Source organism: Bacillus coahuilensis m4-4 (assembly GCF_000171615.1).
GTDB classification, from domain to species: Bacteria; Bacillota; Bacilli; order Bacillales; family Bacillaceae_K; genus Bacillus_T; species Bacillus_T coahuilensis.
In genome coordinates, this window is record NZ_ABFU01000058.1 from 1 (window position 1) to 12,760 (window position 12,760).

General features: G+C 41.8%; 14 protein-coding genes and 1 pseudogene. 4 read left to right on the plus strand and 11 right to left on the minus strand.

What is annotated here, in order from left to right; translation table 11 throughout:
- The first annotated feature begins 247 nt into the window (after positions 1-247).
- Entirely contained in the window at positions 248-907 is a 660-nt protein-coding gene (locus M44_RS14495; RefSeq protein ID WP_010174667.1) for a DUF429 domain-containing protein, read from the plus strand.
- An 11-nt stretch (positions 908-918) separates the two neighbouring features.
- Here the strand turns inward: M44_RS14495 and M44_RS26400 are convergent, their stop codons facing one another.
- The 7 genes from M44_RS26400 to M44_RS25525 form a co-directional block, all read right to left on the minus strand.
- Positions 919-1,218 carry a CHY zinc finger protein gene (locus M44_RS26400; protein WP_010174668.1) on the minus strand — a complete coding sequence of 100 codons (300 nt, stop codon included), beginning with the start codon at positions 1,216-1,218 and terminating at the stop codon, positions 919-921.
- A gap of 132 nt (positions 1,219-1,350) precedes the next feature.
- A complete protein-coding gene (gene msrA, locus M44_RS14500; RefSeq protein WP_010174669.1) occupies positions 1,351-2,310 on the minus strand; it encodes a peptide-methionine (S)-S-oxide reductase MsrA in 960 nt (319 codons plus the stop codon).
- A 12-nt stretch (positions 2,311-2,322) separates the two neighbouring features.
- Positions 2,323-3,255, minus strand: a complete 933-nt coding sequence (locus M44_RS14505) for a phosphotransferase family protein (RefSeq protein ID WP_010174670.1) — start codon at positions 3,253-3,255, stop codon at positions 2,323-2,325.
- Between the two features lie 69 nt (positions 3,256-3,324).
- Complete coding sequence (nei, locus tag M44_RS14510) at positions 3,325-4,146, minus strand: endonuclease VIII (protein ID WP_010174671.1); 822 nt, start codon at positions 4,144-4,146, stop codon at positions 3,325-3,327.
- A gap of 53 nt (positions 4,147-4,199) precedes the next feature.
- Positions 4,200-4,934 carry a ZIP family metal transporter gene (locus M44_RS14515; protein ID WP_010174672.1) on the minus strand — a complete coding sequence of 245 codons (735 nt, stop codon included), beginning with the start codon at positions 4,932-4,934 and terminating at the stop codon, positions 4,200-4,202.
- Positions 4,935-5,017: 83 nt separating this feature from the next.
- Positions 5,018-5,254, minus strand: a complete 237-nt coding sequence (locus M44_RS25520) for a hypothetical protein (protein WP_010174673.1) — start codon at positions 5,252-5,254, stop codon at positions 5,018-5,020.
- Positions 5,255-5,284: 30 nt separating this feature from the next.
- Positions 5,285-5,557, minus strand: a complete 273-nt coding sequence (locus tag M44_RS25525; RefSeq protein ID WP_010174674.1) for an HD domain-containing protein — start codon at positions 5,555-5,557, stop codon at positions 5,285-5,287.
- Between the two features lie 79 nt (positions 5,558-5,636).
- Here M44_RS25525 and M44_RS14525 point away from each other — a divergent pair, with 79 nt between their 5' ends.
- On the plus strand, positions 5,637-6,062 hold the full coding sequence (locus M44_RS14525; protein WP_010174675.1) for a hypothetical protein: 426 nt from the start codon (positions 5,637-5,639) through the stop codon (positions 6,060-6,062).
- A 45-nt stretch (positions 6,063-6,107) separates the two neighbouring features.
- Here M44_RS14525 and cydC read toward each other — a convergent pair whose 3' ends face one another.
- Positions 6,108-7,817 carry a thiol reductant ABC exporter subunit CydC gene (gene cydC, locus M44_RS14530; RefSeq protein ID WP_010174676.1) on the minus strand — a complete coding sequence of 570 codons (1,710 nt, stop codon included), beginning with the start codon at positions 7,815-7,817 and terminating at the stop codon, positions 6,108-6,110.
- Positions 7,814-9,541, minus strand: a complete 1,728-nt coding sequence (cydD, locus tag M44_RS14535) for a thiol reductant ABC exporter subunit CydD (protein ID WP_010174677.1) — start codon at positions 9,539-9,541, stop codon at positions 7,814-7,816. The genes cydC and cydD overlap by 4 nt, the downstream gene beginning before the upstream one ends.
- 209 nt (positions 9,542-9,750) lie before the next feature.
- On the opposite strand from cydD, the pseudogene M44_RS23535 reads away from it, so the two are divergent.
- Both M44_RS23535 and M44_RS23540 read left to right on the plus strand, forming a co-directional pair.
- A pseudogene (locus tag M44_RS23535) lies at positions 9,751-10,146 on the plus strand (VOC family protein).
- A 78-nt stretch (positions 10,147-10,224) separates the two neighbouring features.
- Complete coding sequence (locus M44_RS23540) at positions 10,225-12,033, plus strand: solute:sodium symporter family transporter (protein ID WP_010174680.1); 1,809 nt, start codon at positions 10,225-10,227, stop codon at positions 12,031-12,033.
- A 125-nt stretch (positions 12,034-12,158) separates the two neighbouring features.
- Here M44_RS23540 and M44_RS14550 read toward each other — a convergent pair whose 3' ends face one another.
- Positions 12,159-12,359: a hypothetical protein gene (locus M44_RS14550; RefSeq protein WP_010174682.1), complete on the minus strand. Its 201-nt coding sequence runs from the start codon at positions 12,357-12,359 to the stop codon at positions 12,159-12,161.
- A 97-nt stretch (positions 12,360-12,456) separates the two neighbouring features.
- Positions 12,457-12,660 (minus strand): hypothetical protein, encoded by a 204-nt coding sequence (locus M44_RS14555; protein WP_010174684.1) that lies wholly within the window; start codon positions 12,658-12,660, stop codon positions 12,457-12,459.
- Positions 12,661-12,760 lie beyond the last annotated feature (100 nt).

A 12,760-nucleotide genomic window follows, 5' to 3' on the forward strand; every position in this document is an offset into this window, starting at 1 on the left:
GAGCGGCACGCTTCACCGGTCGCATCTCCATCCTCCCCGCTATTCCTGATAAGTGGCGCGCTTTCCAAAACGCGTCACGATCCTCCCATTTTATCCTAGATAAGTAAGTGGCGCACTCCCTTCCATGACCACATACCCACAACACTCCCAACCATATATGGTATGGTTTAAAAAGAAACCCATCCGCTAGAATAGGAGTCCATACAAGGGTCGTAAACAGAAATCAAACATACTGGAGGTCACCACCATGTTCATTATGGGGTTAGATTTATCAGGACCAAGCAATCATAAGGATACAAGCTTAGCTATTTGCACCAATGAAGAGGGCACACTTCAGGTAATGGAGCTTTTAGAGGGGGTAAGCGATGTTACGATTTTAGAAAGGGTCGAATGTTATAGTCGATTAGGTGAGGTAGCTATTGGGATCGATTCTCCATTATCCTATGAGGATGGAGGTGGTGACAGGCCAAGTGACCGAGCTCTTCGACAATTCATCGTCTCGATAGGGATGAAATCTGGCTCTATTATGCCTCCGACCATGAATCGCATGGTGTATTTAACGTTAAGAGGGATTCGATTAACACGTGAGATTGAGGCGAATTTTACCGGTGTAAAAATAGCGGAGGTTCACCCTGGAGCGATTTTAGGTGCGAGGATAGTTCACGACTCTCAGTGGCATGACCACATTTTAAACTATAAAAGTGAGCCTAGAAGGCTAGGAGAACTACTAGATTGGTTAGAGGATCAGGGACTTCAACATATTCCTAGGGGAAGAGTAACGACAAGCCATTGTTTCGATGCCCTCGTAGCGGCATTTGGGGCGTGGCACTGGGCGGACCCTTCCCTTGGACCTGCTTGGCTGTTCCCAAAAGAATTGCCTCTTCATCCCTATGATTTTTGTTGCTAACGGGAGATGGCTCAGACACCATCAAAGTACAAATGAAGATGTGATTTACAGCCGGGATTAAACGATGAATGGCAAGCGGGACAGGCAGAGTTACTCTGTAAATACTCTCCTATCGTCCATTCTGTTTGACAATGCCCACAAAGCACTACTTTCTCCTGTGCGTCCTGTATAGGATGGAATCGTACAGGCTCATGGTCGGTTAATACTTGGTGACATTCGTAGCATGGGTAATAGGTGTCACAGCACTTAAACTTTAGCGCAATAATATCCTGAACTGTATGATAGTGACGGCAGCGCGTTTCTTTGTCCATATTGATCCCTTTTTAGTTTTTATTTTTGACATGAGCCTTTCTACTCCTTTTCCTTTTATTGTAGCATGTCAGAAACCGAATTCTATTGGAATAACAAAAGAACACCCACAATAGGATGTTCTTCAACAGCAATTATTTAAATAATTTCAAATACTCCCCGTACCCTTCCTCTTCCAATTGCTCCTTTGGAACAAATCGAAGAGCGGCAGAATTGATACAATAACGAGCACCCCCATGCTCCATTGGCCCATCATCAAACACATGACCAAGATGACTATCGGCTTCTGAACTACGAACTTCAATACGTCTCATGCCATGTGACGTATCCAATTTTTCTTCTAAATCTTGTCGCTTCAGCGGTTTCGTAAAGCTCGGCCAACCGCAGCCCGCATCGTATTGATCCGTTGTACTAAAGAGCGGGACACCCGAGACGATATCGACGTAGATGCCGTCTTTTTTATTGTCCCAGTATTCATTTCGAAAGGGAGGCTCTGTCCCGTTTTCTTGCGTAACATACCGTTGCATTTCATTAAGTTTATCTACCTCAGAACGGTAATCCTTTTTCCAGTTCTCACGGATAAATCGTCCTCGCCCTGAGCCTTCACGGTACATTTTATAGTGGAAGCTATTCTTTTTATAGTAATCTTGATGCTTTTCTTCTGCGCGGTAAAACGGCTTTGCCGGCAGAATTTCTGTCACAATCGGCGCATTGAACTTCTTAGATGCTTCAAGTTCCGCCTTCGATTGTTCCGCTAACTCACGTTGTTTGTCATTATGGTAAAAGATTGCGGTACGGTACGAATCTCCACGGTCATTGAACTGTCCCCCTGCATCCGTTGGGTCAATTTGTTGCCAAAACAACTCAAGCAATTTCGTATAGGGAAACACGTCTGGATCGAACTGGATTTGAACCGCTTCGTAGTGGCCCGTTGTATCAGAGCAAACTTCTTCATACGTAGGATTTTCAGTATGACCACCCGTGTAACCTGAGACAATTCCATGGATGCCAGGTAGTTCATCAAACGGTGATACCATGCACCAGAAGCATCCTCCGGCAAAGGTAGCTAACTCCAATTGTTCGTTCTCGTTCATACAACATCCTCCTTATAGTGGAAATACTATGGTACTAAGCTCTTGTAATGATTGTACTTCATCTTTTACACCTAACGCTCGTAAATAGCTTGGAATATCAGCATACTGATGAAGAAGTAGATATCTTAATAATTGATGCTGTAATGCTACTCCAAGCTCCTTCTCATGGAATCCGTAGCTTAGTAAAAAGCGTTTGGTTAATCCTTCTTCTTGGTTTAAATTAAAGACAATAGGCCCAAGCAAATCATAAAGACGGTCTCCTAAAAAACAGTCTGCAAAATCTATTAACCCACTTAACTCTCTAAATCCATTCGAATCGGTCATCATCAAATTAAATGGCGTATATTCACCTGTTAATAGACGCCAATTTTCCTTAGAGTCTACCGTAAAATCTCCCAAAAATGCAGGGATTTGCTCAATTAAATGTGCTCTTAAGCCTGTGTTTCTGTGATACTCTTTTATATTCTCTAGACGGCGCAGGCAAAACGAGTCAAATTCACTCGGAACATGTTTAAAATCTTCACCTGGCTGTGCGTGAACCTTAGAAATAAGGTCTCCTAAATCCTCTGCCACTTGAGCTTTTTCATTCTGTGATAAATCGTCCCAGCAATCGAGAAGTAGCTCACCTCTTAGCTGACTCATCACAATATATAAGAGCTCTTCTTCAAGCTCTCCCGATCCTATAAGCGTTGGAATGGATACAGGAAGAGAGTCCTTATGAAGGTTTAACAGAACATCCACTTCTGAACGGTAAATTTCCCGTTCAAACAGGGAAAATAACTTCACAACAACTCTTCGATCAATGGAGTACACCATCATCGTCCCCGTACTAAATTTCTCTATAGAGGACCAAGTCAGGTGTTCTATTCGCAGCACCTCTTGAACCTTTTGTTCCCACCATCCCCTGTCTTGTTTCTTTTCTTCAAACTCCGTCCAATTTTTCATGATTTCATCTTACTCCCCTACTTTGTTAAGAGAGTTTTCTATACATACTCGTAAAAATCCTTCTTTCATTTACAACCGCTGACAATAAGGACAATAGTAAGCCCTTCTGGAAGCAGCCATCATTTTTTCAATTTCTCTCCCGCATTGAAAACAGGATTCTCCCTCCCTATTAAATACCCAGTGTCGGTACTTTGATCGCTTGACTCCTTGTTTCTTTAATCGTTCAACAAGCTCTAGGTTGTTCGTAATTCCTCCCATTTTATACGATTGGACCATCAGATGAATCGTGGACTCTGCCAAACTTTCTAACTGAGAGAGGGAGCAGTCCACGGGGCGAAGTGTGGGATGAATTCTCGCCATATAGAGGATTTCAGAGCGTAGGTAATTCCCAATCCCCGCTATAAAGGCCTGATCCAAAAGAAGCCCAGACCACATACGCCGGTAGAATCGCTTCTGATGGAAACGCTCCACTAGTTCCTCTGCTGTCACTCGCTCACTTAAAATATCAGGCCCCACCTTCTTGATAAAAGGATGGTTCTCTACCTCCTCATTTCTTAGTACGTCAATATCTGAAGCGCTATATAAAAGTGCTGATTTCTTCTCATTATGTATGGCCATCCGCAGGACCCGATTGGTTTTCGGATAGTTGTAGACATTTCTACTATACCAGCGACCGTACAGTTGATTATGAGAATAAATCGTATAGCCATTGTCTAACCTGATAAGCATGGCTTTTCCTTTTGTATCGACACGAATACACGTTGCCCCGCGAAAAAGTTCTTCGAATTCCTCGAGGTGAGGGAAAGCAAAATACATCTCTTCAATCGTTCTTCCTTTGATGGCTTTTTCCACCTGATCTGCTGCTCGTCTAATTTCAGGACCTTCCGGCATAAAACCTTCCCCTTTTTACCCGTATCTTCCCTTTCCTTTACTCCCTTAACCATTTATCCGAGCTCATGAAGAATAAGTGAAATCAATATCCCTACAGCTGTAAGCAACCCTACCAAAGGCCCTCCTTCTTCATGGGCTTCAGGAAGCATCGTAGAACTCACCATCGCTATAATCCCTCCACCTGCAAAGGCACTAAGTAGACTCTTCACCGTACTTGAAGCATAGTCATGTAAAAGGGCTCCCCCTAAGGAGCTAAAGGCTGAAAGAAAAAGTACAATGCTCCATAAGAATAAAATCTTCCTTTTACTGTATCCGTTTCTTGCAAGTCCAACAGAGCTTGACAGACCTTCTGGAAGATTACTAATAAAAATGGCTGTAACAAGGGCAAAGCTAATGGAACCACCGCTAATAAGGCTAAGCCCTATCATGGCAGACTCTGGGATGGCATCTAGTAACGTACCAAAGAAAATGGCGAGACCACTTTGATCTTCTTTTTCCTCTACCTCCTTAGATCGCTTACGCTTTCCTCCTCCTCGGCTAGAAATCCAAGTATCAAAAAGCGTAAACACCAAGGCTCCACTTAAAAAGCCAATGGAAGAAGTTACAATTCCATCTTCCCTAACCGCCCCGCCTAGTAGCTCGTAGGCCGTTGCCCCAATTAATGCGCCTGTCCCAAGTGCCATAATCATCGCAATCCACTTTTTAGGGAGATGAACATATAAACCAATCCACGAACCAATAAATGTAGCAGAACCTGAAATTGCTCCCCACATTAAGGCATTCCACATCGTGTTGCCCCTCCTGTATAGATGGTCAGACGTATCTTCTTTATCTTCTATCTACTTCTCCAAAATATACGAAAGGAACAAGGTCAGGAAAACATCTTCTTTACCAGTTCTGCAAACTCGTCAAACAAGGAACCTTGTACCCCTCTTTCTTTCATAGCCTGTACAAGGGATTCATAGTACCACTGTTGCTGATCCTTCCCCCTATTGAACCGGTCCCAAATTCTGTCTCCTACAACTAAATAATCTTGATACGACGAAGATAAATTATGTATTTTGTCAGCTAAAATAACGGGAATCGCCTTCTCATCTACATGTTTCATCTTTAGAATGGTTTCTTGTTTTCGCTCCTCCTACGAAGCTGACTTATCCGATTCAGAGCAAGCCCTGACTAAGTTGGCAATCTCTTCTCCAAATTCCTTCTCTACTATGCTATAGGTTACGTCTGTATCCTCTACCGTATCATGTAAAAATCCCGCCACAACTTGCTCGACCGTTGCCCCTTCTTTTTGGAGCATCATACTAACGGTAAATGGATGGGTGATATACGGGATATCCGTTCCTTTTCGGTACTGACCATCGTGGGCACAGGCTGTAAATTGAATGGCTTTGTCCACACTATTCATGTTGATTTTCCCCTCTCTAAGCAATGTATACTTTATAATAGGTTGAGTCGGTACGATAATGTACAGGAGGAGGTGCTCTATGAAAGAAATTATTTTATTTATTGCTGAGGTTGTAAATGAGCTTCATGACTTTTTTATTTATTTTACCAATAGTCTCGGTCTAGAGTTAAATGATAAGCAGCTGCATTTGTGGATTATGGGGATTATCGGGATCCTTTTCTTTTTTGGAGTACAAATTGTGTTTAAATGGTTGTCCAAGTGGAGTATTACGGCTATTTCGTTTATTTATACATTTACAGTTATGGTGGTCATTGTCTTTGCCATTGAAATTCAACAGAAGATCACGAACCGTGGAAATATGGAGTTCGCAGATGCCGTTATTGGCCTGTGGGGATTTTTATTGTTTTTCATAGCCTTTTTAATCATCAAAGGGCTGATGGCACTCGGAAAATGGATGGTTAAAAAAATGCGTGTTCGATATGATGGAAAGCATTTTAAAGGGTAAAAAGGAAGAGAATCCAGGGGTCTCTTCCTTTTTTTCTATCTACTATTAAACCCCAACGACCGTTCGTTCTACTTGCTTAAGTTCATAAAAAGCCCCTTTTTTCTCCATTAGTTCAGAAAAGGTTCCAACTTCCTTCACTTTTCCTTTTTCCATCACAATGATTCTGTCCATTTTTTCAAGCTGTGTTAAACGGTGACTAATGATAATGACCGTATTCTCTTCTCCTTGATGGAAAAGTTCATGGTATATCTTTTGTTCTGTTAATAAGTCTAGAGAGGAGGTTGGTTCATCAAGGAGCCAAGTGGATTCACCTTTTAGTAACGCGCGAGCAATCGCTACTCTTTGCTTTTCTCCACCTGATAGATTCCCTCCTTTTTCTAACACCCGATTGTCTAATGAGAAATGCCCTAGATTGACTCGTTCGAGTGCAACCTTCATCTCTTCAGGAGATAGATTCTCTTTTGCAATCCTCAGATTATCTTCAAGTGTTCCATGGAAGAAGTGATTTTCTTGCAACACTACATTGGTCAGAGCCCATAGTGACTCACGGTCAATGTCCTTAACATTCTTGCCGTTTATCTTCATCGTTCCAGTTGTTGGCTCAATGATTCCAAGAAGAAGTTGAAATAATGTGGATTTACCCGAACCACTAGGACCCACGATGGCCGTTTTACTTCCTTTCGGCAATCGAATCGTTACATCCGAAAGAGCTTCTCTCTCTTCCTCAGGGTAGGTATAGTGAACATGATTCAGTTCGAATTCAAAGGCTGTACTAGCAAGCTTTTCCGTCCCTTTCACTCCTTCTTCACCTTTTACTACTGAGTATAATCGGTTGGCTGCATGACGATTATCCTCTAAATGGATGGGAAGTATGGCCATCGGGACGGCATTCTCAAATACAGTAAGAGAAAGCATCACAAGCATGGCAAGAAAGACGCCATTTAATTGTCCAGTACTGACTAAGTAAGCACCAACCAATAACATGGTCCATGAAATGAGTAACGATACCCCTAGGTTCATTGTCTGATTGGCTACAGATTGAATGCTTTGTTTTTCTTGTTCTTTCACATAGCTTTGGCCAAGCTGCTGTACTTCCCTTTCCTTCGTGTCTAACTTTTGATAAATTTTTAGCTCCCTAAACCCGTAAAGTAGCTCCGTTGCCTCCGTTGACAGCTCACCACGACGAATTCTCATCAACTCCTGCACTCCTCTTTGTCTGAACGCAAAATAAGCAGGAATAAGAAAAGACGTCAGAAATAAACCAGCGAGTAGGACTAGCGCTAAATATAGACTGTAAAAGGTAGTAAAAAAGATGGTGCTTAAAAAAACAAGAACTAGCACGATCGGTGGATAATAGACGCGTAAAAAGAAGTTTTGAAGACTGTCTACATCTCCTACGATTCTAGATAATAGATCCCCACTTCGGTATTTTCGGAAAATCCCTGGCGCTAACGGTTCAAGCTTCTCATAAAAGTTCACACGCAAATGACTTAGGATGGTAAATGTTGCTCGGTGAGAGAAATACCGCTCACCATACCGGCTCACGGCTCGCGCTATTCCGAATAACTTTAATAAGGCGATAAGAACCGTCAATGTATATAAGGGAGGAGTTAACGCTCCCTTAGAAATAAGATAACCACTGGACGAAAACAGCCCCACAGCTGTAATTCCAGCGACAAATCCGCACGCAATGGATAGGAGGACATCTCGTTTTTCTCTTGCAATAAGCTTCATCATGATGTGTACATCTCTCACAACGCCACTCCTTCCTGCTGTGTACGAATCATCTCACGATAATCTTGAACCGTCTCTAGTAATTCTTCATGTGTTCCACATCCAAGCACTTGACCATTCTCAAGGAAAAGAATCCGATCCGCTTCTTGAATCGTATGAAGACGATGGGCAACGGTAATGACCGTCGAATATTCTGACAGCTCTTTCATGCTTTTTTGAAGGATCCTCTCTGTTTGAAGATCAAGACCTGTCGTGGGTTCATCAAATAAGATAAGACTCGGTTTCTTTAAAAAGGCTCGGGCTAAGGCAACCCGCTGCTGCTCTCCTCCTGAAAGACCTCGACCGCCTTCTCCAATCTCTGTCTCCACCCCGTGCTGAAAAGACTCAATCATCTCCATTAGTCCTGCTTTTTTACACGCTTCAAATAACTCGGTATCAGACACTTCACGGTCTGTTCCTATCACAATATTCTCCCGAATTGTTCCTGAGAATAAATAAGGAGATTGAGAAATATACGTAATACGACGGAACCACTCAGACTCCCTGTAATGGGATAAGGGAATACCGTTTACAAGTAGCGTCCCACTAGTAGGTGGAAGGAGGCCTGCAATTAGGGATAATAGTGTGGTTTTCCCTGAGCCTGTTCTTCCAACAACGGCTATATTCTCATACGGCTTCAGCTCGGCTCCCACTTCTTTTAACTGAAATCCATCTCCGTACTGGAAGGATAGATCTTGTATTTCAATGGATAGTGGTGAAGTAGCAACCATGACACGATCTCCCCAAACAGGCTTATTCACTGGAACTGAAAACTGTTCTGATATCTTTTTCGCAGCACCCATACTCCCGCGTCCTGTATGAAAGGCGCTGCCTAACTCTTTTAACAGCTGATAAAATTCAGGGGCTAGAATTAAAATGAAAAAAGCTGTTGAAAACGTAACGGTTTGAAACACGACAAGTCTTAGCGCAATTTCAAGAGCAATCAAGCCTATACTTAACATGGAAATAAACTCAAGCTTCAATGAAGAGTTGAAGGCAACCTGAAGAACCTTCATCGTTGAATCTCTAAAGCCTTCACTACTTTTTCGAATCTCATCTCGTTGCTTTTTCCCTTGTCCGAACAATTTTAATGTCGACAGACCTTGAAGGGTATCAAGAAACCTACCAGAAAAAAGCGTCATTTGTTCTAGCTGTTCCTCTGACTTCTTTTGCGTATTAATTCCTACAACAATATAAAAAATAGGAATAAACGGTGCTGTTATCATCATGATAAGTCCAGAATAGATATGCTGAGTCGACACCGCCACTAGGATCATCAGAGGCACAATGGACGTTTGAATCACTTGTGGTACATAGCTTTTAAAATAACTATCGATCTCATCCACGGCATCCACAAGTAAGCTCACTTTCTCTCCTGATTTTCCTTCTAGGGCTCCTTGAAGTGGATTATCTTTATAGGAAGATAACAGCTTCTCACGAAACTGATTTTTCACCTTTGAGGCCATCTTAATCCCGATATAGCCATTTCCATATGAGAGTGTAGCCCGCAATAAAAGTACACCCAGTAAACCACCTAAATACGGAACTACTTCTTGAATAGAAGCCCCCTCTAGGAATACAAGCTCAACGATTCTCATAAAGAAATAGGCTTGGGCAATAATGGTAGCACCTGATAAGACAGCAAGGCACATGAGTAGCCATCTCGCCGCTTTTTGAGATTTAGCAATCGTCTTTAATGGGTTCAAACTAGGCACATCTCCTTTTAATCAACATGAAGTGTATTATAATTGTGAAAACATTCACATGTAGTATTAAATGAATATACAACTATAGTACCCTTTTACACACAGTACGACAACTAATAATGCTTAAGGAATCTTTGTAAAATATGGTAGTGGTAGATAGGCATTTGACAGATACCCTTGTAAACTAATAGAAAAAAGGAGTGAGCACGATGAAGGCAGTTCAGTTTAGAGTGGCAAGACCAACAAATCAAATGGATAAGCTCATCACATTTTATGAACAAGGATTAGGGCTTTCGTGAGTAGGTGAATTTCATGATCATAATGGATATGACGGGATTATGTTTGGGATCCATGGGACTCCCTATCACGTTGAATTCACCTCTCATAAAGATGGAAGTCCATGCATAGCACAGACGAAGGATCAATTACTCGTATTCTATATTGAAGAATTGAGAGACATTGTCTCCATCACAGCGCGAATGAAAAACATAGGTTATGACCCATGCACACCAGAAAACCCCTACTGGGAAGATAAGGGAATTACATTTGAAGATGACCATGGTTTTCGAGTGGTGCTAATAAATACAGGGGGACTCTCTTACTAATTTTGGACGGACAGGTTTTAAATAAGAAGAAAGTGGGCAAATGTTATCCAACGATAACATTGAAATGAGGACGTATCTATGGAAATGAACAGCTTACTTTTCACTCTTATTACCTGTGTATTCTTCATGGGGTTAGTAGCTTGGATCTCCTATCAAAAAACGAAGGGATCTGTCAATGATTCCACTGGCTACTTTTTAGCAGGTAGGGGATTAACGGGAACGTTTATTGCTGGTTCCCTGTTACTCACAAACCTGTCCGCTGAACAATTAGTCGGGTTAAACGGACAAGCTTTTCGTACGAACCTGTCCAATATGGCGTGGGAAGTCACGGCTTCCTTCGCCATTATCATTATGGCGTTATACTTGCTACCAAAGTATTTAAGCAGCAATTTTACCACCATTCCAGAGTTCTTGAGTAGACGCTTTGACGAAGGGGTTCGTCGTTACACGGTAATCCTATTTATGCTAGGGTATGTATTTGTGACCATTCCATCCATGCTGTATTCAGGTGCTCTAGCTGTTTTAAAGCTTTTTGATGTTCCTACTCTACTGAATATTTCCTATACCGGTTCTATTTGGCTGATCATTTGGATTATTGGAATTATTGGAAGTATTTATGCGATCTTTGGTGGGCTTAAAGCCGTTGCCGTTTCAGATACGTTAAACGGAATTGGGTTATTAATTATCGGAATACTTGTACCGTTTCTAGGATTTTATGCCCTAGGCAGTGGCGATATTTTATCTGGAATGAAAGAAATTACGGTATCCTCTCCTGAGAAATTAAACTCCATCGGAGACAGCTCTGATTCTGTTCCGTTTCTGACCATTTTTACCGGTATGATATTCGCCAATCTTTTCTACTGGGCGTCTAACCAGTACGTTATTCAACGTACTCTAGGGGCGAAAAGCCTTGCCGAGGGACAAAAAGGGGTTGTCATTTCAGGGTTCTACAAGCTACTTGTACCCTTTATGATGATGCTTCCAGGAGTCATTGCCTTTCATCTTTACGGAGACTCTTTACGCAGTGTAGATTTAGCTTACCCTGCCTTGATTGCGGATGTACTTCCGTGGTATTTAACTGGATTCTTCTTAGCTGTATTACTTGGTGCTGTTTTAAGCTCGTTCAACTCCCTTTTAAACAGTGCAGCTACATTATTTGCGTTAGATATTTATAAGCCTGTCTTCAATCCGAAGGCAAATGATCAACGATTGATACTTGTGAGTAAGTGGTTTGGCGCATTTTTAGCCGTCATTACCATGTGTATCTCCCCCTTATTAGTCAATGCCACAGATGGACTATGGGATTTAATTCGACGATTCACAGGGTTTTTCAACATTCCGATTATCGCGGTTTTACTCGTAGGATTGTTAGCGAAACGAGTGCCTCCGTTTGCAGCCAAGCTTGTCATTGTTCTTCATGTATTTACCTATTACATGATTGTTTGGGGAACAGAGCAATTATTCGGATTAGCACTGTCTATTAACTTCATTCACGTATATGGAATTTTATTTGTGGCAGAAGTTGCCTTAATGCTACTTATTGGATGGATTCGTCCAACTGAGAGAGCGTACGTATTTAAACCAGATGCACAGGTTAGCTTAACACCATGGAAATATGCATTACCAATGAGCATTGTGTTACTTTCTGCCGTTACAATCACGTATGTATTGTTCTCTCCGATAGGTCTTGCCGCTGAAGGAACTATTGTCTCTACTATGTTCTGGCCAGTTGTACTTGGAATCATCATAATCACGGTATTGCTGTATTGGTTATCTCTCGCAAGATGGAATCAACACTATGCTACGTATTTAAAAGATGATACGATTCCAAAGGTAAATGGCACTACGAAAGTAACAGCTCAAGGAAAATCTGTTGAGCAGGTATAAGAAGAAAAGTAACCCAAAGAGGTAGCCTCTTTGGGTCTTTTTTGTTCGCTCGTTCACCATTTTTAGGAGGGAATTTCATGGAGGTTCGAGGTTACAGTTGCAGGTTTTGGGTAATCTTTCATCTATTAAATCCAGCTTCCACGGCGATGATGACGCTTGCGTCCGTTATCATCGTCCATTGCTCCAGCTACTAAATCGTTAATTAAGCAGCGACGGACCCCACGACAGAAATCTTCACCATCAATAAAGGCGTTAACTTTCACTTTGAAATTCTCATCAAATGCGCCTAATACATCATTGTTATCATTGTTTCGGTAGCATCCCATTATTCTTTCACCTCCTTCTCTATTACTATATGAGGTAGAGTAAAATTTGAATGGTTGAATATACTCACGCTAGTAAAATATGCTATACCCTAGTAAATTAAATCCAGCTTCCACGGCGACAATGACGCTTGCGTCCGTTATCATCATCCATTGCTCCAGCTACTAAATCGTTAATTAAGCAGCGACGGACTCCCCGGCAGAAATCTTCACCATCCACAAAGGCGTTAACCTTTACTTTGAAATCCTCATCAAATGCTCCTAACACATCTCCACGATTATTTTGGTAATTACAGCATCCCATCAGTTCTTCACCTCCTTAACTTTATAGTGCAATATATGCAAGACTAGTAGGAAAGGAAGGACAACTATACTAGATACTTAAAAAATCCACTAGAATACTA